Source organism: Peribacillus sp. Bi96 (genome assembly GCF_918698115.1).
Classification (GTDB): domain Bacteria; phylum Bacillota; class Bacilli; order Bacillales; family DSM-1321; genus Peribacillus.
This window is the reverse complement of sequence record NZ_CAKKLV010000022.1, coordinates 20,176-43,886: the sequence shown is the minus strand read 5'-3', so window position 1 is coordinate 43,886 and position 23,711 is coordinate 20,176. Positions and strand designations below refer to the sequence as shown.

23 protein-coding genes and 2 pseudogenes are annotated in these 23,711 nt (G+C 40.9%); 14 read left to right on the top strand and 11 right to left on the bottom strand.

The window, feature by feature from the left end; genetic code table 11:
* Window positions 1–90: 90 nt before the first annotated feature.
* From yhfH (LQ203_RS21540) to yhfH (LQ203_RS21520), 5 genes and pseudogenes are all read right to left on the bottom strand, one after another.
* On the bottom strand, window positions 91–231 hold the full coding sequence (gene yhfH / locus LQ203_RS21540; RefSeq protein ID WP_230161219.1) for a protein YhfH: 141 nt from the start codon (window positions 229–231) through the stop codon (window positions 91–93).
* 28 nt (window positions 232–259) lie between these two features.
* The gene (gene yhfH / locus LQ203_RS21535; RefSeq protein ID WP_230161218.1) at window positions 260–397 is read right to left on the bottom strand and encodes a protein YhfH; all 138 of its coding nucleotides are present in this window, start codon (window positions 395–397) and stop codon (window positions 260–262) included.
* Window positions 398–425: 28 nt separating this feature from the next.
* Window positions 426–563 (bottom strand): protein YhfH, encoded by a 138-nt coding sequence (gene yhfH, locus LQ203_RS21530; RefSeq protein ID WP_230161216.1) that lies wholly within the window; start codon window positions 561–563, stop codon window positions 426–428.
* A gap of 28 nt (window positions 564–591) precedes the next feature.
* Entirely contained in the window at window positions 592–729 is a 138-nt protein-coding gene (gene yhfH, locus LQ203_RS21525; protein WP_098372156.1) for a protein YhfH, read from the bottom strand.
* Window positions 730–774: 45 nt separating this feature from the next.
* Window positions 775–867 (bottom strand): annotated as a pseudogene (yhfH, locus tag LQ203_RS21520) (protein YhfH); the annotation flags it as partial.
* A 522-nt stretch (window positions 868–1,389) separates the two neighbouring features.
* Between yhfH (LQ203_RS21520) and LQ203_RS21515 the strand changes: the two are divergent.
* The 9 genes from LQ203_RS21515 to LQ203_RS21475 all read left to right on the top strand — a co-directional run bounded on the left by LQ203_RS21515 (window position 1,390) and on the right by LQ203_RS21475 (window position 12,167).
* Window positions 1,390–2,280 carry a diacylglycerol kinase family protein gene (locus tag LQ203_RS21515; protein WP_230161214.1) on the top strand — a complete coding sequence of 297 codons (891 nt, stop codon included), beginning with the start codon at window positions 1,390–1,392 and terminating at the stop codon, window positions 2,278–2,280.
* A gap of 366 nt (window positions 2,281–2,646) precedes the next feature.
* A complete protein-coding gene (locus tag LQ203_RS21510) occupies window positions 2,647–4,680 on the top strand; it encodes a Na+/H+ antiporter (protein ID WP_230161212.1) in 2,034 nt (677 codons plus the stop codon).
* A gap of 339 nt (window positions 4,681–5,019) precedes the next feature.
* Window positions 5,020–6,405 (top strand): protoporphyrinogen oxidase, encoded by a 1,386-nt coding sequence (locus LQ203_RS21505; RefSeq protein WP_230161210.1) that lies wholly within the window; start codon window positions 5,020–5,022, stop codon window positions 6,403–6,405.
* A gap of 176 nt (window positions 6,406–6,581) precedes the next feature.
* Window positions 6,582–7,124 (top strand): XRE family transcriptional regulator, encoded by a 543-nt coding sequence (locus tag LQ203_RS21500; protein ID WP_230161208.1) that lies wholly within the window; start codon window positions 6,582–6,584, stop codon window positions 7,122–7,124.
* Window positions 7,125–7,195: 71 nt separating this feature from the next.
* Entirely contained in the window at window positions 7,196–8,305 is a 1,110-nt protein-coding gene (locus LQ203_RS21495; RefSeq protein ID WP_230161206.1) for an ABC transporter ATP-binding protein, read from the top strand.
* Window positions 8,295–9,098 (top strand): ABC transporter permease, encoded by an 804-nt coding sequence (locus tag LQ203_RS21490; RefSeq protein ID WP_230161205.1) that lies wholly within the window; start codon window positions 8,295–8,297, stop codon window positions 9,096–9,098. Before LQ203_RS21495 ends, LQ203_RS21490 begins: the two co-directional genes overlap by 11 nt.
* Before the next feature lies 1 nt (window position 9,099).
* Window positions 9,100–9,903: an ABC transporter permease gene (locus LQ203_RS21485; RefSeq protein WP_230161203.1), complete on the top strand. Its 804-nt coding sequence runs from the start codon at window positions 9,100–9,102 to the stop codon at window positions 9,901–9,903.
* On the top strand, window positions 9,900–10,973 hold the full coding sequence (locus LQ203_RS21480) for an ABC transporter substrate-binding protein (protein ID WP_230161201.1): 1,074 nt from the start codon (window positions 9,900–9,902) through the stop codon (window positions 10,971–10,973). The genes LQ203_RS21485 and LQ203_RS21480 overlap by 4 nt, the downstream gene beginning before the upstream one ends.
* Window positions 10,974–11,276: 303 nt before the next feature.
* Window positions 11,277–12,167: a peptidylprolyl isomerase gene (locus LQ203_RS21475; RefSeq protein ID WP_230161199.1), complete on the top strand. Its 891-nt coding sequence runs from the start codon at window positions 11,277–11,279 to the stop codon at window positions 12,165–12,167.
* A gap of 367 nt (window positions 12,168–12,534) precedes the next feature.
* Here LQ203_RS21475 and LQ203_RS21470 read toward each other — a convergent pair whose 3' ends face one another.
* A complete protein-coding gene (locus tag LQ203_RS21470; RefSeq protein ID WP_230161197.1) occupies window positions 12,535–13,059 on the bottom strand; it encodes a YtxH domain-containing protein in 525 nt (174 codons plus the stop codon).
* A gap of 168 nt (window positions 13,060–13,227) precedes the next feature.
* Here LQ203_RS21470 and LQ203_RS21465 point away from each other — a divergent pair, with 168 nt between their 5' ends.
* Together LQ203_RS21465 and LQ203_RS21460 are read left to right on the top strand one after the other, a co-directional pair.
* Window positions 13,228–13,692 (top strand): MarR family transcriptional regulator, encoded by a 465-nt coding sequence (locus LQ203_RS21465; protein ID WP_230161194.1) that lies wholly within the window; start codon window positions 13,228–13,230, stop codon window positions 13,690–13,692.
* Window positions 13,693–16,809 carry an MMPL family transporter gene (locus LQ203_RS21460; protein ID WP_230161192.1) on the top strand — a complete coding sequence of 1,039 codons (3,117 nt, stop codon included), beginning with the start codon at window positions 13,693–13,695 and terminating at the stop codon, window positions 16,807–16,809. It begins immediately after the preceding gene.
* Window positions 16,810–16,926: 117 nt separating this feature from the next.
* On the opposite strand, the gene LQ203_RS21455 is transcribed toward LQ203_RS21460, so the two are convergent.
* The 4 genes from LQ203_RS21455 to nagA all read right to left on the bottom strand — a co-directional run bounded on the left by LQ203_RS21455 (window position 16,927) and on the right by nagA (window position 20,362).
* Window positions 16,927–17,649: an SIS domain-containing protein gene (locus LQ203_RS21455; protein WP_230161190.1), complete on the bottom strand. Its 723-nt coding sequence runs from the start codon at window positions 17,647–17,649 to the stop codon at window positions 16,927–16,929.
* Window positions 17,650–17,711: 62 nt separating this feature from the next.
* A complete protein-coding gene (locus LQ203_RS21450) occupies window positions 17,712–18,434 on the bottom strand; it encodes a GntR family transcriptional regulator (RefSeq protein WP_230161188.1) in 723 nt (240 codons plus the stop codon).
* 15 nt (window positions 18,435–18,449) lie between these two features.
* Window positions 18,450–19,184 carry a glucosamine-6-phosphate deaminase gene (gene nagB / locus LQ203_RS21445; RefSeq protein WP_230161186.1) on the bottom strand — a complete coding sequence of 245 codons (735 nt, stop codon included), beginning with the start codon at window positions 19,182–19,184 and terminating at the stop codon, window positions 18,450–18,452.
* Window positions 19,184–20,362 (bottom strand): N-acetylglucosamine-6-phosphate deacetylase, encoded by a 1,179-nt coding sequence (nagA, locus tag LQ203_RS21440; RefSeq protein ID WP_230161184.1) that lies wholly within the window; start codon window positions 20,360–20,362, stop codon window positions 19,184–19,186. The genes nagB and nagA overlap by 1 nt, the downstream gene beginning before the upstream one ends.
* A 312-nt stretch (window positions 20,363–20,674) precedes the next feature.
* Here nagA and nagE point away from each other — a divergent pair, with 312 nt between their 5' ends.
* On the top strand, window positions 20,675–22,585 hold the full coding sequence (nagE, locus tag LQ203_RS21435) for an N-acetylglucosamine-specific PTS transporter subunit IIBC (protein ID WP_230161182.1): 1,911 nt from the start codon (window positions 20,675–20,677) through the stop codon (window positions 22,583–22,585).
* A gap of 57 nt (window positions 22,586–22,642) precedes the next feature.
* Here the strand turns inward: nagE and LQ203_RS21430 are convergent.
* Window positions 22,643–23,107, bottom strand: a pseudogene (locus tag LQ203_RS21430) (ABC transporter ATP-binding protein); the annotation flags it as partial.
* On the opposite strand from LQ203_RS21430, the gene LQ203_RS27730 reads away from it, so the two are divergent.
* Window positions 23,094–23,369, top strand: coding sequence for an alpha/beta hydrolase-fold protein (locus LQ203_RS27730; protein WP_356715050.1), 276 nt, complete (start codon window positions 23,094–23,096; stop codon window positions 23,367–23,369). The pseudogene LQ203_RS21430 and the gene LQ203_RS27730 sit on opposite strands and share 14 nt — an antisense overlap.
* A 26-nt stretch (window positions 23,370–23,395) precedes the next feature.
* The gene (locus tag LQ203_RS21425; protein ID WP_230161180.1) at window positions 23,396–23,635 is read left to right on the top strand and encodes a hypothetical protein; all 240 of its coding nucleotides are present in this window, start codon (window positions 23,396–23,398) and stop codon (window positions 23,633–23,635) included.
* Window positions 23,636–23,711: the final 76 nt, after the last annotated feature.

Sequence of the window (23,711 nt, the reverse complement as noted above, 5' to 3'; positions counted from 1 at the left end):
AAGAAGAGGGAATTTAATAAACTGGTGAATACAGGGATAATGCTGACATCAAAATGGCCTTTATAGCTTTTTTGATGTCAGCATCTTTTTTTAATATTCATCTTTTTTCGAAAGGCAGTGATCACATTCCAAAAGGTAAGATTCAGCTTGTTCAGTGATATGAGTGCCGCACTCCGTACATTGTTTAGGTGGCAGGTTCCTGAAGAATTCCAACGGGTTTTTCGTTTGCATAGTGTTTCCTCCTTAAGATTAGGTGTAATTAGTCTTGGCGTTTGGAAAGGCAGTGATCACATTCCAAAAGGTAAGATTCAGCTTGTTCAGTGATAGGAGTGCTACACTCCGTACATTGTTTAGGTGGCAGGTTCCTGAAAAATTCCAATGGGTTTTTCGTTTGCATAATGTTTCCTCCTTAAGATTAGGTGTAATTAGTCTTGGCGTTTGGAAAGGCAGTGATCACATTCCAAAAGGTAGGATTCAGCTTGTTCAGTGATAGGAGTGCCGCACTCCGTACATTGTTTAGGTGGCAGGTTCCTGAAGAATTCCAACGGGTTTTTCGTTTGCATGGTAAGTTCCTCCTTAAGATTTGGTTAATTAGTCTTCGCGTTTGGAAAGGCAGCGGTCACATTCCATTAAGTAAGATTCAGCGTGTTCAATAATATGGTCACCGCACTCGGGGCAATGTTTAGCAGGGATATTGTTGAAAAATTCAATGGATTTTTTCATTTGCATAGTCATTTCCTCCTTTTAAATCGTTAATTAATTCTTGTTTTCTATTTATTCATCACGTTTAGAAAGGCAGCGATCGCATTCCAGCAGATAGGAATCTGAGTGGTCCACATGTGTTTCACCACATTCTGGGCAATGTTTAAATGAATTGATTATTAATGAATCAGATTGATTTATTTGCATGTCTCGCTCCTCCTCTTTATAGTACAGATAAAATTGTTTGTCTGTTGTTATAATACAGTATATACCCGAATTTGGAAATTGTATAGGTATTTTACAGAAAATTTAAAATTTATTTCATGACAAGTCTGAAAACCCTATAGCGATGGGGATTGTCAACTTTTTTTTCTTCTCAATTATTAGATAATTAAAGAAAAATACATGTTGTAAAGGAAAAAAACAAAGAGTGAATGAGATGGATAGGCAATTTTTAATCGATTAAAAAAGAAATTAATGTAACAGATATGGAACAGGTGATTTTGAAGTTCATGATTACCTGTTTCACATTCCATGTTGCTCAAAAGTCTGAGAAAATCGGCAATCGGCAGCTATTATATGAGAGCTCTTGGCCGATACGAACGACCAAAAAAAGTGTCCGTATGGTTTTAGTACTTCAGGAAAGAGGTAACTTGCTAGTAGAAGTACATTAATGGGAGGTAGAGTATGTCCAAAGTGATGATTATCATTAATCCATCTTCAGGTAAGGAAAAGGCAGCGAAGATTTTGCCGAATGCAAAAAAAGCGCTTGGTGGTATGTTTGATCAAGTGATCGTTCGTGAAACTGAAGGAGAGGGAGATGCTACGAAATTTGCTAATGAAGCTTGTACAGAAAGGTTCGATGCTGTCATTTCCATGGGTGGGGATGGAACGGTGAATGAGGTTGTGAATGGGTTGGGAGAACAGGAACATCGGCCAATTTTCGGAATCGTTCCACTAGGGACCGTTAATGACTTTGCTAGATCTTTGGGTATACCCCTGAATCCTATTGAAGCTATAGAGATAATAAAGGATAGGCAGATTAAGGAATCCGACATAGGGAAGATCAATGATCATTACTTCATGAATGTGTTGGCAGTCGGTGGCATTGCCGAGGCTACCTATAATGTTTCCGTTGAACAAAAGACCCGTCTTGGCTCAATGGCATATATCATCGAAGGAGCAAAAGCAATTATTAAAAAGAATCCGTTTCCTTTAACGGTTGAACATGATCAGGGAAGGTGGCTGGGTGAGGCTCATTTACTGATTGCCACAATGACGAACTCTGTCGGCGGTTTCGAGCAGCTTGCACCAGAGGCAAAAGTGAATGATGGAAAGCTGCATACATTCATTATTAAAGATTTATCCCTTCCACTTGTCGTCAAGATCATTCCGAGTTTAATGAGGGGGGAGATTAAGGGACATGATGAAGTTGAATATATTCAAACTTCCAAGCTCCATTTATCCACATCAGAGGAACTTGCAGTCAATATCGATGGTGATGAAGGGTTCCTTCTTCCTCTACAGGCAAATGTACTGCACAAACACCTTCGTCTATTTGTCCCGGGGTCAAAATGAGTGTTGCAGAAAGATAGCAAGCATAGTGTGTGCAATGAACATAAGCCAACTTGTTTGTGGTTAGTCTAAAAGACCATCCTCATTGAAACAAGTGGGAAAAGCTGATTAGGGCAATGTCGCCTCATCAGTTTTTTTTGTGGAGGTTAACATCATGGAAGAGGGCAGGATTCCACTCATGACTGGCGTGATCAAATCCCCCATCCTTATGACATTCCTTCACACGCTATCATAAAGTTATAAGCGTTTATAAAAGATATCATTATCAGGAGGATTCTAGGCAAGAATAGTTAATACATGAATGGTTGGGTATAAATATGTTACGCTTATAGTTATGTAAATAGATGAGAGAGGATGTTAGATGTTAGTATGGAGTTTTTTCTTGTTATATTAGCCCTTCTAATATTAATTGGAATGTCTAATGTAATTAACCATTTTATACCCTTTATACCTGTACCATTAATACAAATAGCACTGGGTGTTACATTGGCGCTTTTACCTTTTGGTATCCATGTAGAGATGGAGACAGAGCTGTTTTTGCTGTTGTTCATCGCACCCCTTTTATTCAATGATGGGAAAAATGTACCCCGCACAGCACTATGGAAGTTGAGGGCACCTATTCTCATGCTTGCATTAGGCCTGGTATTCATTACGGTTTGGTCAGGCGGGTACTTAATCAATTGGATGATTCCTTCGATTCCATTGCCGGCTGCATTCGCTTTAGCGGCCATTTTGTCACCTACGGATGTAGTGGCAGTTAGCGCTTTGGCGAGTCGAGTTAAGTTACCTAAGAGCATCATGCACCTTCTTGAAGGCGAAGGGCTAATGAATGATGCCTCAGGTCTAGTTGCCTTTAAGTTTGCGGTTGCAGCTACAGTCACTGGTGTTTTCTCCTTAGTGGATGCTACGTTCAGTTTCATATGGATTGCAATTGGCGGGTTTGTAGGTGGAGCAATAATAGCTTTCATCATTATCAGGCTTCGTGTATTTCTTCGCCGCTTAGGGATGGAAGACGTCACGATGCATATGCTGATCCAAATCCTAACTCCTTTTATTATTTTCCTCGCTGTGGAACATTTCCACCTTTCTGGGATTTTAGCGGTTGTGGCTGGGGGAATTGTCCATGCCATTGAACGAGATCGGGAAATATCACCAACAATAGAACTTCAGGTCGTCTCAAAGAGTACATGGTCCGTCATTTTATATGTATTGAATGGACTAGTCTTCGTTTTGCTTGGCTTGCAAATCCCAAGCGTTGCGAAAACGATCTTTCAAGATCCGGCCTTCAATAATGGACAAGTGATCCTTTATATCGTGATCATTACACTTTTCCTCTTCGCTTTACGATTCATTTGGCTTACGGCTGCCTGGTCGATTGGCTGGATCACGAAAAAAGTAGGCGCCCAAAAACCAGACTTCAAAGCAGCCGGAATCATAACCATTTCCGGGGTTCGCGGAGCTGTAACGTTAGCGGGTTCGTTCTCGATTCCGTATGTGTTGGCAGATGGAAGTCCTTTTCCTGAGCGTTCGTTAATCATCTTCATTGCCGCAGGAGTCATATTGCTGACCTTGATTGTTGCGAGTGTATTTCTGCCAATCATAGCACGGTCAGAAGAAGAGGAAGTAATCGATAAGCAGGCTGACAAAACAAAAGCTGCGACTATTCACACACATCAAGCGGCTATTCGGGTAGTTGAGTCCCAAATGACAGATGAAAACCGGGAAGCTGCCTTATCGATCATTTCGAGGTACTATACCAAGATCAATGAATTGTCCTATGTAGAACAAGAGAAAGACCCAGCTGCATTAAGGGAAGAAGAGAAGGTCCTTCGCTTTAAGGCCCTTGAAGCAGAGCAAAGATTCCTGGATAAACTTATTAAGGATGAAAGAGTGGACCGGGAGACGGCGTATATATGCAAGGAATACATCCAGCGTATGGAAGGTGCTGTAACAAATCGATTGAAGTTCCGTTTTTTCAGGTCCGTCACGCTTTTCAGAAGAAGCATGCTGAGGGTTTTTAAATTATTTTTCCCTAATAAAAGTGAAATAAGAAAAATCAATCTTGAGAGATTGGAAAAAGTCAGGGATCTTAAAATCCGGATGTATAAAGCTGCCATCCAAGAGATACAAGCAGGCATTATATCTGAAAATCATGCAACTTCATCGATGATCATTGAAGAGTATAAAGTGCTGATTTTAAAATGCAAACGAGAAAATAGAGGCCGTATCCCTAGTAAAATGGCCGAATATGAAAGAGAGCTGTTCTATAAAGCGATCCAGGCGGAAAGGGACGAAGTACAGGATATGTTTGAAAAACGACAAATCCCCCGTGAGGTTGCCAACATACTTCGCCAGCAAATCAATTTGCGGGAAGCACTAACGATCAATGAAAACACCTATTGAACATAATGAAAGAGCGCTGCCGATATATTCGGCGGCGCTTATTAAGGTTAGTGGAGGAATTCTTAGGGGAGGCATCGAATAAATAAGGAGTGTGCTTGGGTGGAATGGGACCAGGAGATCGAGACCATCGCCTTAACGCTTTACCTTGGAATAATGAAATACGGAGTATCATATATGAGGGCATGTAGACTTTTCGATAGGGGGAAGGTCTTTTTCTTTGTCCAATTTGTTACATGTCGCTTTAGGAAACTGGCTGATTTAGAGGGAAGCTTTTAATAATACTGCTGCCTTATGGTACACTTTACTTATGAAAATTACGTTAATCGAGGTGTAGTCCTAATGAAAACGGTCGTAGTCGTTGGCGGAGGCATTACCGGCTTATCAACCATGTATTATTTACAAAAAGCGGCTAAAGCACAGAATCTTTCCGTGCGATTAATATTAATAGAAGGTAATGAGAAATTAGGCGGTAAAATCAGGACGGTTCATGACGGTCCATTTAAAATAGAAGCGGGTGCCGATTCGATCGTCGCCAGAAAACAAAATATAAAACCATTTCTTGAAGAATTGAATCTAGAGGATCAAGTGGTCTATAATGCGACGGGAAAATCATTTATCCATACGGATGGCATGCTGAAGAAAATCCCTGAAGACGCCTTGTTTGGAATTCCAATGAGCATTGAGTCTTTGGCGAACAGCGATCTGGTATCTGCACAAGGAAAGGTAGACGCCTTAAAGGATTTCTATACGAAAAACGAGACGTTTACGAAGAATGACTCAATCGGCTTATTTCTTGAAAGTTTCTTAGGTAAGGAATTGGTGCAAAAACAGATTTCGCCTGTCCTTTCGGGTGTTTATTCAGGGAAATTAAATGAATTGACGATTGCTAAAACACTGCCGGAAATGCTGGATTATAAAAATGAATATGGCAGTATCATACGCGGTCTATCGGAAAATAAGCAGAAATACCAAAGCAAGGGAAATAAGAAGTTCCTTTCGTTTAAAAATGGCTTATCAGCATTGATTGATCGTATTGTGGAAAGCCTTGATATGGTGGAGATTTTAAAGGGTGTCCAGGCGGAAAAAATCACAAAGAATGATAAGGGGTATATCCTTTCATTGGCAAACGGTGAAAAGCTGGAAACGGACTATATCGTATTAAGTACGCCGCATACCAGCGCCCAGAAACTATTGGGTGATCGTGAGTTGGATGAGGACTTTGACGGCTTGATCGATAGTTCCATGATTAGCGTTTACATTGGGTTCGATATACCGGACAGCATGCTTCCTAATGACGGGACAGGTTTCATTGCAGGTGATAATAGTGATTTGATCTGCAATGCCTGTACTTGGACGAGCCGGAAATGGGAGCATACTTCTGAAAACAGTCAGCTTTTAGTAAGGCTTTTTTATAAAAGCTCAAGCCCGGAATATGAACGGTTACGGTCCCTTACAAAACAGGAATTAATGAATGTCGCTTTAGGCGACATTAAAAATAGTTTGAGCATTACTGGAACTCCGATGACGAGTGAAGTGACGAGATGGCATGAAAATATGCCGAACTACCATATAAAGCATCCCAAAATCGTTCAATCCCTGGAGGCTAAAATCTCCGAGAACTATCCGAATGTTTTACTTGCGGGCTGTTCATACAATGGTGTCGGAATACCGGACTGTATTGCAGATGGAGAAAAGAAAGCGCAAGAGATTTGTGCGAAGTTGTAAAAGGGGGACTGCCAGTTGGCAGCCCTCTTTTTTTGTGTTGGATATCCTGGGAATTCGTTTGAAGTTTCCTATATTTCCTGTATAATAATATTCGATAAATTAAACTAAAAGTTTACTTATACAAAACTTTTTTTACTGCATGTTTACTATAAGTAAACAAAATTGAGGGTAATACGATGCAAATAGGAAAGAAAATAAAGAATCTTCGCTTGAAAAAAGGATTGACCCAGGAAGAGTTGGGAGAAAGAACGGATTTAAGCAAAGGATATATCTCACAAATGGAAAGAGACTTAAGCTCCCCATCAATTGAAACGCTTTTCAATATTCTAGAGGTACTCGGCTGCAAGCCGAAGCAGTTTTTCGATGAAGAGGATCAGGTCCAAAAAGTGGTCTATGAAGAAGAAGAACAAACCTTTTTCATCGATGAGGAACGAGGCTATCAAATTCAATGGCTTGTACCTGAATCGAATGAGAAGGAAATGGAACCAATTCGCCTGACTCTTCAGGAAAAAGGGGAGTTCAAACAATTCGAACCATCCTTGTCGGAAACATTCGGTTATGTATTAAAAGGTAGGGTCATTGTGAAACTTGGTATACATACTTATTTCGTCAATGCAGGGGAATCCATTTATTTTCATGCTTCCGATGAACATCAAATCATCAATGATTTTGAAGGTCCATCCGAGTTATTGCTCGTTGTGACGGAATCATACCTATAGAATTCAAAACAACGGCAACCGTTTGTTTATGGTAAAGATAGATGAAGTAAGGAAAGAGGGAAGTAGCTATTATGGCAAACGAGAATATAATACGCTTCGAACAAGTGACGAAGCACTTTGATGATGATACGGTCGTTCTCGATAACGTTAGTTTTGAAATCGAGAAAGGTAAGTTCTATACGCTCTTGGGTCCTTCCGGCTGTGGGAAGACAACGATCCTTCGTTTGATTGCCGGATTTACGGAAGCATCCAAAGGGGATATTTATTTTGAAGGAAAAAAGATCAATGATGTACCAGCCAATAAAAGGCAAGTTAATACGGTTTTTCAAGATTATGCCCTTTTTCCGCATTTAAATGTGTTTGAAAATGTAGCATTCGGTCTTCGGATCAAGAAAATGAAAAATCCGGAAGTGGAAAAAAAGGTGAAGGAAGCTCTAAGCTTTGTTAATTTGGATGGCTATGAAAAACGGGAGATCAGGGAAATGTCTGGCGGACAACGACAAAGGGTAGCGATTGCCAGGGCAATCGTTAATGAACCGGAGGTCATCCTTCTAGATGAACCACTATCTGCCCTTGATTTGAAATTGCGTACGGAAATGCAATATGAATTGCGGGAACTGCAACAAAGGCTGGGCATTACCTTTATCTTCGTCACTCATGACCAAGAGGAAGCATTAGCGATGTCTGATGAGATTTTTGTTCTTAACAAAGGGAAAATTCAGCAGAGCGGAACTCCAACGGATATATATGATGAACCGCTTAATCGGTTCGTTGCCGATTTCATTGGTGAGTCGAATATCGTTAAAGGAAAAATGATTGAGGATTACCTAGTGGAATTCGTCGGAAGGCAGTTCGAATGTGTCGACCAAGGTTTGAACAGTAATGAAGCTGTTGATATCGTCATCCGTCCGGAAGATTTACAGATTACTTCCACGAATCGCGGTAAGCTGCAAGTTCGGGTGGACTCTCAGCTATTTCGCGGTGTTCATTATGAAATAAGCTGCTATGACCATGATGGAAATGAATGGCTTGTCCAATCAACTAAAAGGGTGACAGTCGGCGATGAAATAGGACTTTATTTCGATCCTGAATCGATTCATGTCATGCGATTGGGTGAAACGGAAGAAGAATTCGATAAGCGCCTTGAAGCGTATCATGATGGGGAAAGTCATGAAGAATAAATTATCCAGGAATATTTACTTCATACCCTATGTCTTATGGATTGCTCTATTCGTAATTGCACCCATTTTGCTAATCCTTTACTATTCGTTCTTCGATATTGAAGGAAATCCATCTTTGATTAACTATCAAAAGTTCTTTACACCTGTATATTTAAAAATGACGATAAGCTCATTTTGGTATGCTTTTCTGATTACGGGCATATCCCTTTTAGTGGCTTACCCTACTGCTTTTTTGTTAACGAAAACAAAGCATAAGCAGTTGTGGCTTTTACTGATTATCGTACCTTCCTGGATTAATTTACTCTTAAAAGCTTATGCCTTCATTGGCATTTTTGGCACATATGGTGTGGCGAATGGTTTTCTGGAAGCGATGGGAATCGGCAAGCAGCAAATTCTTTTCACGGATTTCAGCTTCATATTCGTTTCGGTTTATATATTCATCCCGTTTATGATCTTACCGATATTCAATGCGCTGGATGAAATGAATCCAACCCTTTTGGATGCGGCCAATGACTTGGGAGCGTCCCGATGGATGACATTCCGCCGCGTCATTTTTCCATTGACGATAGATGGTGTAAAAACGGGATGCCAGGTCGTCTTTATCCCGGCACTTTCATTGTTCATGCTTACGAGGTTGATTGCCGGTAACCGTGTCATTACCCTTGGTACGGCCATCGAGCAGCATTTTCTCGTGACACAGGATTGGGGAATGGGTTCCACGATTGCTGTATTTTTGATCATTATAATGTTCCTGATTATGTTTGTAACGGGTAACCGAAAGCAGGGTGTGTAAATTGAGTAATAAATTATCACCACTATCAAAAGCGTTTCTCGTTTTGATATTTCTCATCCTCTATGCACCGATTTTCTTTTTAGTCTTTTACTCGTTTAACAGCGGCGGAACGATGTATGACTTTAAAGGGTTTACCATGGAGTGGTACAAGGAGTTGTTCCAAGATACAAGATTGTTGATCATTGTATTGAATACGCTTGTGATTGCTTTATTATCTGCATTGATCGCCACGATCATTGGGGTGATTGGAGCCATTGGAATTAGATCCTTTACGAGCAGTAAAGCCAAGAATACAGTATTGTCCTTGAATAACGTATTGATTGTCAGCCCAGATGTGATCATAGGTGCTTCTTTCCTGATTCTATTCACAATGGCTGGAATCAAGCTTGGTTTCTACTCAGTATTGTTGTCGCATATTGCCTTCAGCATTCCGATTGTTGTGCTGCTGGTCCTTCCAAAGCTTCAGGAAATGAGCCCTACCTTAATTGATGCGGCTCGAGATTTAGGGGCAAGCCGATGGGATGTATTGACGAAGGTCATCCTTCCTTATATCTTACCAGGTATCTTTGCAGGCTTTTTTATGGCATTGACTTATTCACTTGATGATTTTGCGGTGACGTTCTTTGTGACTGGTAATGGATTTTCCACTCTTTCCGTGGAAATCTATTCATTGGCCCGACGTGGGATTTCCTTGAATATTAATGCGTTATCAACACTGCTGTTCGTTGTGACATTACTGCTGGTTGTCGTTTATTACTTTATCACTCAACGTGTCAGGCAGACGGGAATGGGGGGAAAACGATGAAGAAGCTTGTCCAAATGTTTTTAGTCATTTCCCTTGTATCCGCGTTGCTGTTATATGCGATTTCAAGATTGAATTCATCGCAGGGGTTTACGAGCAGCAATACGCTTACCATCTATAATTGGGGCGATTACATCGATACGGAATTAATCGACCGCTTTGAGGAAGAAACGGGCATAAAGGTCATATATGAGACGTTCGATTCCAATGAGGCGATGATGACTAAAATCGAACAGGGCGGTACGACTTATGATATTGCCATCCCATCTGAATATATGATCGATAAAATGCGACAAGAAGACTTACTGGTCCCATTGGATCATTCCAAGCTTCCCAACCTGAAAAATATCGACGAGCGATTCATCGATCTGCCATTCGATCCGGAGAATAAATATTCCGTGCCATATTTCTGGGGGACGGTTGGGATTGTTTACAATTCCAAGATGCTCGGCGGCAAAGTGATAACAGCCTGGGCGGATTTATGGGATAAAGATTTAAAAAATGAAATCCTTTTGACGGATGGGGCCCGAGAAGTGATGGGGATGGGGCTGAACTCTTTGAATTATTCCTTGAATGATACGGATGATGAACATCTCCAAGAGGCGAAGTCCAAGCTTGATGCACTCACTCCGAACATTAAAGCGATCGTTGGAGATGAAAGCCGTATGCTATTGGAAGCCCAGGAGGCGGCGATTGGTCTTGTGTGGTCTGGAGTGGCTTCAGAAATCATGGCTGAAAATGAGGATCTTGAATACGTGGTTCCAAAAGAGGGGTCCAATTTATGGTTTGATAATATGGTCATCCCGAAAACGACCAAAAATGTCGAGGCGGCTCATCAGTTCATTAACTTCATGCTGGACCCGGAAGTGGCGGCACAGAATGCTGATTATGTAAGCTACTCGACACCCAATAAGGAAGCACTGAAATATATGCCGGAAGAAGTGGTGAAGGACGAACGTTTCTATCCATCACCAGAGCTGACCGAGAAGCTGGAAGTGTACGAAAACCTAGGGAAGAAAAACTTGGCCCGTTACAACGAACTCTTCCTTGAATTTAAGATGCATCGTAAATAACACAACAAAAAAAGCATGGTGTAGGAATTACCTCCTTACACCATGCTTTTTCGTTTCTGTGTTTTTGGCACTTTGTTACCTGTATATCAAAAGTCCAAATAACGGTATAATTTCGTTTTTTGTAATGATCAACCAAAATCTCAATGTAAATTGTAGCAGAATAAAATACTCTAAAATATCTGTAGGGATATAAGTATGTTAGTATAATGATTGAGTTAGTACATATTGAAGGTGGAACTAAAATCTTAAGGATTAATTAATATTTCAAAGCTATCATAATAGAAAAATTAAGGGAGAGCATTCATGAAACTATTAAGAAGCACGAAGGCATATATTTGGGCAGGGAGCATTTTAATCATTGCTGGTATCATGGTATTTGCTATGGTTTCGTCCAAGGATAAGACAATGGCGAGTATCGATGGCGAGAAAATCAATAAGGATGAACTATACGACGCGCTTGTTGCGGGGTATGGAACTGATACGTTAGAACTTTTAATTACGAATAAATTGGTTGAATTGGAAGCGGAAAAAGAAGGAATTAAAATAAAGGATGAAGAAATCCAGAAAGAAATCGATACGATGGTTGAATCCTATGGTGATGAAAAAACATTCAAAGAGCAATTGGAAGCAAGCGGCTCTTCCATGGATGCCTTGAAAAAAGACATCGTCGTTTATTTGCAAACGAAAAAGATGATCGAGCCGAGAATTACCGTGACAGATGATGAAATCAGTACGTATTTTGAAGATAATAAAGATACATTTGATCAAGCGGAACAAGTGGAGGCTAGTCATATTTTAGTCAAAGACGAACAGACAGCTAAAAAAGTTGCGAAAGAAATTGCAGACGGCGGTGACTTCGCTAAATTGGCAGCTGAGTATTCCACAGATACAAAAACGGCCGATAACGGTGGAAGCTTAGGGTATTTCGGAAAAGGTGAAATGGTGGACGAGTTTGAAGATGTTGCCTTTGATCTTGGTATAGATAAAGTCAGTGATCCAGTCAAATCCGATTACGGGTACCATATCATAAAAGTAACAGGTAAGAAGGAAGCAAAAAAAGCTAATTTAGAAGACAGTAAAGAAGTCATTAAAGAAACGCTTCTTTCTGAAAGATTACAAGAGGAATATCCCGTTTGGTTAGCAGAAGTAAAAAAAGACCATGAGATAACGAATAAATTAGAGGGTTCTAACTAAGATCATCAAGTGAAATGATATATGGAAAAACAAAAGCTGGGACATAATGCCTCAGCTTTTGTTTTTTTATGGTTTATACAATGGAAGTTGATTTCCGCTCCAGGCACTCGCTTTCCGCGGGCGGCCGGGGAGCCTCCTCGGCATGCGCCTGCGGGGTCTCCCCTAGACGCGCTTTTCCCGCAGGAGTCTCGCACCATCCGCTCCGATCAAGTTTGTTATAACATTTAGATAGAAATCATACCTATGGAGTTGAAGGTGTTACTTTGGGTCAATGGGTTCGGGAACTTCATTTGATGAAGGGTGCATTTTCCGGACCCCTTTGTCTACAAACTAAAGCTGAGGCGTAATGCCTCAGCTTTTTTATATATTAAAAGTTGGATGAAATGGATTTTTCATTGGATAATCCTGATTGTGTAACGATTTCATCACTCTCTTTTTCATCTTTTCGATGATCGGAATTCATCGATTGTGCTGGCGTTTCTTTCAGTTGTTTACCGGCAACGACCACTTTTGAGCTGATGTCCTTTATTTCATTTGTTGCTTCCTTAGCTGTACCAAGAGCATTAGTGGAGATATCTTTTACTTCGGATACTTTTCCCACAACGTCTTCATTGACGGTTTCATATAAGGTTCCCACGTCATTGATTGCCTCTTTAATCGTCTCGGTTGCCCCTTTGACTCCAGACACCATCTGTTCCTTCATTTCTCCGGGGTTTTCCTTAACTTGTTCAATCATATTCATGGAGTTGTCTTTTAAAAGGACGGCTGACCGCTTTACTTTATTCCTTGTGTTGGAGTCAAGTAATGTCAAAGCACCGCCAACGAGTCCTCCGATGAGAATTCCTTTTAATAGTTTGCTATTCCTTTGAGTTTCGATAGTCGATTGAGTCATTAATATTTCCTCCTTAAGAATAGTAGATTGTTTGCTTAATATGTTTTTCCCTTATTTACCATAGGTTAAACTGGAAATAATAAACTGTAATGGGATTGACACAATAAATAAAACAGTAGTAAGCTACATATAGTTAAATGACTGAACTAATATTTAAGAGGTGTAACCATGACTAATGAAAAAGTTTCTGGATTGATTGATCGATATATGAAAGTTTCCTTCTATGTTAATAAAATGGGTGAACTTTTAATAAAAGATCAAATTTGTGATGTGCTGACGAACGAACAATACTACACTTTACGGTTTATCGAACAACAACGATTATGTACCTCGACGGAAATCAGTGATGCCTTTTATATAAATAAGAGTGCCGTCACTTCCAACATCAACAGGCTTGAAGGCAAAGGATTGATCGAACGGGAACAGGACCTGGATGACCGGAGGGTCTTTCACTTGAAGCTTTCCAAGGAGGGTGAAGGATTGTTACAGGAAACGGAAAATAAGATTCATAATTTGGTGGAGAGAATCATGACGAAATTTGAATATGAAGAGATTGTTAAATTCCTTGATACATATGAGAAGCTTTCACAAATTTTCATTCAAATGAAGAATGGGGAACAGGAGGAAATATAAATGAGGGGGATCATAAAGGGAAGATGGTTCGTCATTATCCTTTGGGTGGCCATTACAACGGGTTTATTGTTTGCGGCCCCGAATATGGCGGAGCTAGTCCGGGATAAGGGACAGTTGGATGTACCGGCAGAATATTCATCTGGAATGGCCAATGAACTTATGAAGGAGATACAGGATGAGGACGAGTCACGGGTAGCTCTCGTATTTCATGGTAATAAGAAATTATCTTCCTCGGAATTGAAGGAAATAGACCTTGCCATCCAAAAGCTTGAGAAGAATAAAACAGAGCTTGGCATAACTGAGGTCATGACCCACTTTAAAGATCCCTCACTTAAGGATCAGTTGGTCTCGGGAGATGAATCCACGGTCTTGGCATCCATCAAAATGGTAAAGGGTGACCGAGAAGCTAAGGAAGTGATCGATGCCCTTTATAAAGAATTGGAACAAGTGGATGTCGAGCATTATTACACAAGCAGCTGGATGATCGATGAAGATCTTAATACCAATTCCCAAGAAGGCTTGAAAAAAACGGAAGGCATTACGGTTGTCTTCATTTTGGCGGTATTGCTGATAGTTTTCCGTTCAGTGGTGACACCGATCATTCCGTTAATCACGGTCGGTTTCACTTATTTATGTTCACAATCCATCGTCTCATTCCTAGTGGATAGATGGGACTTTCCGATTTCGTCTTACACCCAAATATTCCTGGTTGGTATTTTATTTGGAATCGGTACCGATTATTGCATTCTACTGCTTAGTCGATTCAAAGAGGAACTATCGTCACAGGAATCTTTACTTGAAGCGATCGTGGAGACATACCGAACTGCTGGTAAAACGGTCTTTTTTAGCGGGCTCACGGTAATGATTGGTTTTGCGGCAATTGGTTTTTCTACTTTTAAACTCTATCAATCTGCTGCAGCCGTTGCCATAGGGGTTTTCATCTTAATGATTGCCCTATATACGATCGTACCATTTTTCATGATGGTTCTTGGCAAAAAGCTATTTTGGCCGGCAAAAGGGAAGCTTGCGCATAGTGAAAGTAAATTATGGGGGAATCTTGGTAATTTCTCCTTGAACCGTCCATTGTTGGCACTAATAATCGTTGCCATCATCTGTGTTCCTTTTTTGTTTATGTATGATGGGGAAATTTCTTATAACTCCCTTGAGGAAGCGGGGGATGATGTTCCTTCCATCATGGCATTCAATATCATTTCCGATGAATTCGGCCCGGGACAATCGATGCCAACACAGATTGTCATAAAAAATGACGAACGTATGGATTCGGAAGAATACGTCGCACTTGCGGAAAAAATCAGCCAGGAAGTCATCAAGGTGGATGAAGTCGATGTAGTTCGATCCATGACCCGCCCGGCAGGTGAGCCCATCAAGGACTTATTTGTCTCCAAACAAGCCGAAACGTTGGAAAAGGGAATCGGGGAAGGAAATGAAGGAATTAAGCAAATCAGTGACGGTTTAAAAACCGCAGGCAGTGAGCTTTCCGATTCTGGACCACGCTTGAAGCAAGCAACGGACGGGATAGGGGGACTCATCTCCGGTACCGATGAATTAAAGAGCGGAGTAGGTCAGGTGGAGAGGGCGTTAACGAGCATAGAAGCAGGAATTCGTGACGGCTCTTCAGGGACAGGTGATATAAAATCCGGGCTGAATGAAGTCAAGGCCAACTTGGAGAAGCTCGCAGCTGGAAGCGGACAGCTCCTCGAAGGCTATCGACAATCGGCTAATGGACTAAATGAACTTACAGGTGGATACAAGGAGATACAAACTAACCTGACGACCGTATCGCAAAGCCTTGCTGGTTTGAATCCATCCTTTGAGCAAATGGAAAGCAATTATCCAGAATTGCAAGCAGATGCTTCCTATCAAACGATCAAGCAAACGGTACAAGGGGCGCAGAGTGGTTTGGAGCCCATGTCAGCAGGTCTTTCCGAGCTCAACAGAAATCTTGGGGTAGTATCCGGCGGTTTGGATACAGCGAACAAAAATATGGCTGACATCGTAAATGGTCAAACCTCTTTAGCAGGAGGGCTGAACCAATTGATTTCAGGTGTAGATACTTTACAAAAAGGTCTAAGCACGATGGCGAATGGTCAGGGTGAAGTCATTAATAATCTGTCAGAATTCAAAGGAGGACTTACGAGCTTAAATAATGGGCAGCAAGAACTCCTAAATGGTTTTTCAAGTCTTGGCGGGCAATTGACTGATTTGACGGATGGCTTGAATCAAAGTGCGGATGGACTGAATGAAGTCCATGATGGCCTCTCGGATGCACAGGGCTATTTATCAGGACTTGCAAAAACGGATAAGACAGTAACTGGTATGTACATTCCCAAAGAAGTAGTGGAAAGTGAAGAATTTGGAGAAGCATTGAACGCGTATTTATCCGAAGACGGTAAAGTCATGACAATGGATGTTGTCTTTAAGGCTAATCCATATTCTAATGAAGCAATCGAGCAAATCGATTCGATTGAGGAAACGGTAGAAAGAGTAACGAAAGATACAAAGCTTGAAAATGCGCAGGTGGCGATAGGTGGAATCACAAGTACACATCATGATTTGAGCATGATGTCTGAGGAGGATTTCTCACGTACTGTCGTATTGATGTTGTCGGGTATCGCAATCATTCTCTTTTTCATGCTGCGATCCCTGGTCATGCCGATTTACCTGATTGTGTCGCTTGTTTTGACATATTATACAGCGGCAGCCATTACAGAGTTGATTTTTGTAAATATTCTCGGTTATGCAGGCATCGGCTGGGCCGTTCCTTTCTTTGCTTTCGTCATCTTGATTGCGCTGGGCATCGACTATAGCATTTTCTTGATGGATCGCTTTAACGAGATGAAAGATAAACCTGTCAAGGAAGCGATGTTACTATCCATGAGAAAAATGGGAACGGTGATCATCTCGGCTGCGGTCATTCTGGGCGGTACCTTTGCTGCCATGATGCCAGCAGGAGTTCTTTCGCTCTTGGAGATTGCCACTTTAATATTGGTGGGGCTTGCTTTATATGCGTTTGTCATATTGCCGTTGTTCATTCCAGTGATGGTTGCAACGTTTGGAAACGCGAATTGGTGGCCATTTTTGAAAAACAAGGAATAAAAGGGAGTACCTCTAAAAGTAAAGAAGGCATCCGAGTGGATGCCTTCTTTACTTTTGCATAATGATTTCCTTATGGGGAATAAAAAACTTTATGTATTCCTTAATGGCAGAAATGATTCACAATTCGGGAATTCTTGTTTTATATTTCGCGATAAGCTGTTGATTATGCTCATCTGCCCCTTCGATATTACTGCTTAGGAATACGGGAGGGGTCACCCCTGTTTCAATAATCGCTTCAATGACTTGTGTGAAAATCATATTAAGGAGGACGGCTCCAGTTACGGTCGATCCAGATCCAAATGATATATTGTTTGATTTCAGCAATGTATCACCTTTAGAAATATGATTGTCTATGACCAAATCAACGACATCGTGGAGATAAAGCTTCTTTTTATGCCGTGAAGGACAACTGTTTGCATACTCCGGTGATGTTAGTCCTATGACAAAGGCGCCCTTTTCTTTTGCGATTATAGCGACATCGATGGGAACGGGATTCACACCAGACGATGAAATGACAATACAGACATCGCCAGGACGGATATCCTCATCAAGCATGAATTTCTCAGATAGGTCATTTTGCCTTTCAAGTTGCGATGACCTTGATGCTCCCTTAAAAAGCATCAAGTCTTCTACGAAAATAGGATGAATGGCCGCTAACCCACCTGACCGGTAGAATACCTCTTCCGTCAAAATATGAGAGTGCCCGCTCCCGAATAGATGGATGACTCCATCCGACAATATTGCTTTTGAGATGTGTTTCACAGCTTCCTTAATAGAATGCTTTTCCTGTTCAACCACAGTTGATAGTAAAGCTTGCACTTCTTCAAAATATGAGTTCATATATGACACCCTCCGATTACCTTTAGCAAGAAAAGATTATAGTGATGGCAAAAATATTCAAGTTATCTGGTTATGGTGATAGTAAACTTATACCTGTCCGCACGATAAGCTGATTTAACATATTCAAGGGGGGTTCCATCTATTAGGAACGTATTCCGTTGAATGAATAATATGGGCGAGTGCTTTGGAATCGCTAAATGGGTGACTTCCAATTCAGAAGCAATCGATGATTCCAAAGTTTGTGTAGCATAGTCCATTTTAAGTTTAACGTAATTCTCTATATATTGGTAAAGGGAAAGGTTAATGATTTCTTCCGTTAATCCTTTAATTAAATTCGCAGACATATACACAGTCTCGAGCGCCATTGGAACATCATCGGCCAACCGAATACGTTTTATTTCATAAACGGGAGCATAAAGGGAAATGTGCAATTCACTGGCAATTTTCTTATTAGCCGGAATGATTTCAAAGCTCAGTAGCTTACTGCTCGGATTTAGACCCCTGGCTTTCATATCCTCTGTAAAGCTGGTCAGTCCATTGAGCTGCTGCTCCAGCTTTTTATCGGCAACAAAGGTTCCCCTTCCTTTTTGACGGTATAAGTAGCCGTCATTAACCAAATTATTTATGGCTTGCCGGACGGTCATCCGGCTAATTTCGAATTGCTCTGCATATTCACGTTCAGATGGAAGGGCATGGTGCGCCTGGAACTCACCGTTTTCTATTTGTCTTTTTATTTGTTCTTCGATTTGAGCATAAATCGGAAGAGGTGAGCTTTTATCAATCATCGACTTTCGCTCCTTTTACGGTATGATCACTCCGGATAACGCTTTTTGGTCTGCGATTATTGTAACATTATTATGTTTTTTTAGGATAGATGCAGGGAAATCCTCTGTAATATCACCGTCCATCAATTTGTTCAAGGTTTCGGCTTTTTCTTCTCCGGATATCAACAGAAGTATCTCTTTACTTTTCATAATGGTGGATATGCCCATTGTAACAGCATGTGTCGGAACTTCGTCTATGGAGTCGAAATAACGTGCATTCGCTTGGCGTGTTGAGTCCTCAAGTGTCACGACATGTGTACCTGAGGCGAAAGAAGTTCCAGGCTCGTTAAACCCAATATGCCCATTTTGTCCAATACCAAGTATCTGAAGGTCGATTCCCCCTGCTGAATCAATCATTTCGTCATAACGTTTGCATTCTCCATTAGTGTCATCAGCTGTGCCATTTGGTAGGTGAGTGCGCTCTTTATTTATATTGATGTGAGTGAATAAGGAGTCATCCATATAATAATGGTAACTGTTTGGATCATTTGGTTTTAAGCCGATATACTCATCGAGATTAAAAGATGTTACATGTTCATAAGAAGTATGATTACGCACGTGGTCTTCAATCAACGTATCGTACATACCTTTAGGCGTACCGCCAGTTGCCAAGCCCAGCTTGATATCCGGATTTCCTTTGACTTTTCCGAGTACTATTTCTGCGGCTGTCCGACTCATTTCCGCGTAGTCCTGTACTTTAATGATATTCATTATGCATTCTCCTTTTTAAAAGCTAAATTTCCTCTGCAGAACGTCATTTCAACGTCCAATCGTTCATTTAAGATAACAAGGTCGGCGTCTTTACCAACTTGGATGCTGCCTTTTCTATCAAAAATACGAAGTTGTTTGGCTGGATTTTCAGCCGTCATTTTTATAATGTCAATCATGGAACAATCGGTATATTGCATGGTGTTCTTAATGGCATCGTTCATTTTCAGAATACTGCCGGCTAGTGTTCCATTTGAAAGCATAGCTGTCGTTTCGTTAACATACACAGGCTGGCCGCCTAAATCATAGGTTCCCTTTTCAAGCCATTTGGCTCGAAGCGAGTCCGTAATCAAAATCATGCGGTCACTGGTAATTTGGTTATAAGCTAACTTCACCATTTCAGGTCGGCAGTGAATGCCATCAGCAATAAGTTCAACAAACAATTCGTCTCTGAGATAAGCTGCGCCCAATACACCAGGCTCGCGGTGATGAAGTCCCCGCATCCCATTATAAAGATGTGTGACGTGTGTAGTTCCAGCCTGGATTGCTTCATCTATTTGGTCATAAGTTGCATCCGAATGTCCAATGGAGGCGACTACGCCAGTTCCCCTTAAGTGAGCGGCAAGGTCTAATCCGTTTGGTTGTTCAGGAGCAAGCGTTACAAGCTTGATTTGGTTTTGGGCCGTTTCCTGCCACCTCTTAAATAGCGTGACATCAGGATCAACGATATGATCTTCAGGCTGTGCTCCTTTACGGACCGGTGAAATGAAAGGACCTTCTAAATGGATCCCAACTATTTCAGCATGTTCTTGAGTCTGATTTTCGATATATTTACCTGCATTAAGAAGAGCTGATTCAATGGCTTCGGTAGATTGAGTCATTGTAGTGGCCAGAAAGCTGGTTGTTCCTTCTTTGGGAAGAGTTTCTGCCATAGTGGATAATGCTTCGTATGTGGCATCCATTGCATCAGCATTGGATGCCCCGTGAATATGAACATCGATGGCACCAGGAATGACCTGATGATCAGGCGATAGATTGATTACTTCAATACCATCTTCATGTTTATACTGGTTAACAGGGCCTACTTCGGCAATTTTTCCATCCACAACTTTAATGTACCCATTTTTGTATGTTTCCGTTTCGCTATAAACTATTAGATCGTTAATAATGAATGTTTTCATACATAATCTCCTTTATGAAGTAAACCTTAATGAATGAGTCATGAATTGGTCTCATATATTTTTGTCCTCATTTTAACGTTTTTATTAGTGGTTGTCTAGACCAGTTGCTGTTAATAAGGTTCATAAATGTCTTATTTCCGCTGTATTTAATGGATATAGTAAATTTTTCTACTGAATTGGTATAGACATCTATATGTTTTCTATGCTAGTATAATCCAAAGAAAAGTTATTATATTAATAAAATGAAAACGCTTTATACTTCTCATTCAACAGAATCAATAGAAGAAGTTAGGAACAAGGGAGATGAGTTCGATGTTGAATTTTTTACAAAAAATTGGTAAAGCTCTTATGCTACCAATTGCTGTTTTGCCAGCAGCGGCTATATTGCTTCGCTTAGGTCAGCCAGATTTACTTGATATAGCATTTATGGCGGCCGCGGGAAAAGCGATTTTTGATAATCTTGCCTTACTATTCGCTTTAGGTATTGCAATAGGATTATCTAAAGACGGTAGCGGTGCAGCGGCATTAGCTGGTCTTGTTGGTTACTTTGTTTTAACGAATGGAACACAAGCAATTAATAAAGATATCGATATGGCTGTTTTAGGCGGTATTATATCAGGTATAGTTGCAGCTCTTTTATATAATAGATACTCCGACATAAGACTCCCTGAATGGCTTGGATTCTTTTCAGGCAAAAGATTCGTCCCGATTATCACTTCGCTTGCGATGATTATACTTGCGGGAATATTCGGCTTTGTCTGGCCGCCGATTCAGGATGTAATCAATAGTGTTGGAGACTGGATTACAGGTGCAGGGGCATTGGGTGCCGGCGTATTCGGCGTATTGAATCGCTTATTGCTTCCAGTAGGATTGCATCATGTCCTGAATAGTATGGTTTGGTTCGTTTTTGGTGAATTTAATGGTGCGACAGGTGATATAAATCGTTTCTTCGCAGGAGACCCGACAGCTGGGCCCTTCATGACTGGCTTTTTCCCAATCATGATGTTCGGCCTTCCAGCTGCAGCATTAGCGATGATTGCAGCTGCTAAGAAGGAGAAACGTAAATTGGTAACGGGGATGCTTGTTGGGTTAGCTTTCACTTCTTTCTTAACAGGAATCACAGAACCGATTGAATTTCTATTCATGTTCATCGCCCCAGTATTATATGTAATACATGCCCTTTTAACCGGGGTGTCTATGGCACTCGCTGTTATGTTGGATATCCATCATGGTTTTGGATTCTCCGCAGGGGCCATTGATTATTTCTTGAACTTCGGCATTGCGCAAAAACCGCTATGGTTAATACCGATTGGATTGGTATACGGGGTCGTTTACTTCGTGATTTTCTATTTTGTCATCAAAATCATGGATTTAAAAACACCAGGCCGTGAAGACGATGAGGAAAATGTGGAAGAAGAAACGATTGTGAAAACCGGGGATAAATATACCGATATGGGATCGCTTTTCCTTCAAGATCTTGGCGGTAAAGAGAATATAAAGATAATTGATAACTGTGCAACACGCTTACGTTTAGAAGTGGCCGATTCAGGAAATGTGAATGAAGCAGCCTTAAAAAGGCATGGTGCGCGGGGAGTCATGAAATTAAATAAATCGAGTGTGCAAGTCATTGTTGGAACGAATGTAGAATTCGTTGCAAATGCAATGAAACAACTTGTCAAAAATGACGTCAATCCAATCCAAGTGAAAATGGATCCAACTGCACAAGTAGTTGAGGATGGGGTGGAAGAAAACCAAGCTATCGACGCCAATGATTTTGTCCTTCCAATTGAAGGAGCCGTTTTACCGATCGAACAAGTACCTGATCAAGTGTTTGCGATGAAAATGATGGGCGACGGCTTTGCTATCGAGCCAGTCAACGGGAAACTAGTATCACCAATCGATGGCGAGGTACTTAGTATCTTCCCGACAAACCATGCATTGGGTTTGAAAATGAATAATGGTCTGGAAATTCTGATCCATGTTGGATTAGATACAGTTAAATTAAATGGAGAAGGCTTTACACCTCATGTGCATGAAGGCCAAAAGATAACAAAAGGTACGCCTCTTCTGGATATTGATTTAGATTTCATAAAACGGAATGCTCCATCAACGGTCACTCCTATCATATTCACTAACTTACCTGAAGGAACGGCAGTGAAATTGCAGAAGACAGGGTTACAGAAACAAAATACAGCAGGTATCATCCAGTTGGAAAAACTATAAAACGTGTAAAAAAAGGGATGTCGACAATGTCGACATCCCTTTTACATGCTGCACCTTTTAATTGGATAAAACGGCTTCTTTATATTCTTCTTGTTGTGATAAATTGTCATAACCAAAACAAACGGGAGCCCAATTGGCAGGATCTATCATGACCCTTGCATGAATACGAAAGACTTCTTCTAAAACGGCAGGTGTAATGATTTCGCCCGGTGTACCGATTTTAATAATTTCTCCTTCCTTCATCGTTATGATTTCATGTGAAAACCGAGACGCATGGTTGATATCATGCAGTACCATCACAATGTTTTTTTTTTGTTCTCTGTTAAGTCTTTCAACAATTTGCAAGACCTCCAGTTGATGAGCCATATCAAGGTAGGTGGTAGGTTCATCTAGTAATAAAATCTCCGTTTGCTGTGCTAAAGCCATTGCTAGCCAAACCTTTTGTCGTTGGCCACCGGATAAATTTGCGATCTGCCGGTTTCGAAATGAAAGGGTTTCTGTGATATCCATGGCCCCATTCAATGGAAGTCCATGGCCTTCACATGAAGGAGCGGAAAACTTTCTGAAATTCATAGAAGAGGATTTAAATCCGGAAATTGATAAAAGATTTAAGGTCGATCAGAATAGCCAAACGCTCTTCGGGCATTCCCTAGGTGGCCTTTTCGCTATATATGTTCTTTTTGAAAATCCGTATGCTTTTCAAACTTATATAGCTGGAAGCCCATCTCTCATTGGAATAAAAAGTGGTTCCGTGAGAAGGAGGATAGGTTTATTTCTCGATTAAATCAAGGAGAAGGTGATATTTCCTTATTGCTAGGAGTGGGAGAGCTGGAGGGTCCCCATAAAAGCGGCATGAACGAAAATGCTTTAGAATTATCAAAACGATTATCCTTGAAGGATAGTGGAGTGAATGTTCAATTCAAGGAGTTTGAAGGGGAAGGGCATCTTTCAGTTTTGCCACCTTTGATTAACAGGGCCTTACGTTTTGCTTTGAAACGTGCAAAGGAACATCTCGTTTTGACTGAGGATGAGTTATTTCCATCTGGTTAATTTACCCGCATTCATTTCTGCTTTGCGGCTTGCTTCCATATATGATCAAAAAAAAAAGAGCCTGTTCGATTGGAAA

Excerpts from the sequence above, each read along its gene's own strand:
- yhfH (WP_230161219.1), bottom strand. The coding sequence starts at position 231 with ATGCAAACGAAAAACCCGTTGGAATTCTTCAGGAACCTGCCACCTAAA.
- yhfH (WP_230161218.1), bottom strand. The coding sequence starts at position 397 with ATGCAAACGAAAAACCCATTGGAATTTTTCAGGAACCTGCCACCTAAA.
- yhfH (WP_230161216.1), bottom strand. The coding sequence starts at position 563 with ATGCAAACGAAAAACCCGTTGGAATTCTTCAGGAACCTGCCACCTAAA.
- yhfH (WP_098372156.1), bottom strand. The coding sequence starts at position 729 with ATGCAAATGAAAAAATCCATTGAATTTTTCAACAATATCCCTGCTAAA.
- LQ203_RS21515 (WP_230161214.1), top strand. The coding sequence starts at position 1,390 with ATGTCCAAAGTGATGATTATCATTAATCCATCTTCAGGTAAGGAAAAG.
- LQ203_RS21510 (WP_230161212.1), top strand. The coding sequence starts at position 2,647 with ATGGAGTTTTTTCTTGTTATATTAGCCCTTCTAATATTAATTGGAATG.
- LQ203_RS21505 (WP_230161210.1), top strand. The coding sequence starts at position 5,020 with ATGAAAACGGTCGTAGTCGTTGGCGGAGGCATTACCGGCTTATCAACC.
- LQ203_RS21500 (WP_230161208.1), top strand. The coding sequence starts at position 6,582 with ATGCAAATAGGAAAGAAAATAAAGAATCTTCGCTTGAAAAAAGGATTG.
- LQ203_RS21495 (WP_230161206.1), top strand. The coding sequence starts at position 7,196 with ATGGCAAACGAGAATATAATACGCTTCGAACAAGTGACGAAGCACTTT.
- LQ203_RS21490 (WP_230161205.1), top strand. The coding sequence starts at position 8,295 with ATGAAGAATAAATTATCCAGGAATATTTACTTCATACCCTATGTCTTA.
- LQ203_RS21480 (WP_230161201.1), top strand. The coding sequence starts at position 9,900 with ATGAAGAAGCTTGTCCAAATGTTTTTAGTCATTTCCCTTGTATCCGCG.
- LQ203_RS21475 (WP_230161199.1), top strand. The coding sequence starts at position 11,277 with ATGAAACTATTAAGAAGCACGAAGGCATATATTTGGGCAGGGAGCATT.
- LQ203_RS21470 (WP_230161197.1), bottom strand. The coding sequence starts at position 13,059 with ATGACTCAATCGACTATCGAAACTCAAAGGAATAGCAAACTATTAAAA.
- LQ203_RS21465 (WP_230161194.1), top strand. The coding sequence starts at position 13,228 with ATGACTAATGAAAAAGTTTCTGGATTGATTGATCGATATATGAAAGTT.
- LQ203_RS21460 (WP_230161192.1), top strand. The coding sequence starts at position 13,693 with ATGAGGGGGATCATAAAGGGAAGATGGTTCGTCATTATCCTTTGGGTG.
- LQ203_RS21455 (WP_230161190.1), bottom strand. The coding sequence starts at position 17,649 with ATGAACTCATATTTTGAAGAAGTGCAAGCTTTACTATCAACTGTGGTT.
- LQ203_RS21450 (WP_230161188.1), bottom strand. The coding sequence starts at position 18,434 with ATGATTGATAAAAGCTCACCTCTTCCGATTTATGCTCAAATCGAAGAA.
- nagB (WP_230161186.1), bottom strand. The coding sequence starts at position 19,184 with ATGAATATCATTAAAGTACAGGACTACGCGGAAATGAGTCGGACAGCC.
- nagA (WP_230161184.1), bottom strand. The coding sequence starts at position 20,362 with ATGAAAACATTCATTATTAACGATCTAATAGTTTATAGCGAAACGGAA.
- nagE (WP_230161182.1), top strand. The coding sequence starts at position 20,675 with ATGTTGAATTTTTTACAAAAAATTGGTAAAGCTCTTATGCTACCAATT.
- LQ203_RS27730 (WP_356715050.1), top strand. The coding sequence starts at position 23,094 with ATGGCCCCATTCAATGGAAGTCCATGGCCTTCACATGAAGGAGCGGAA.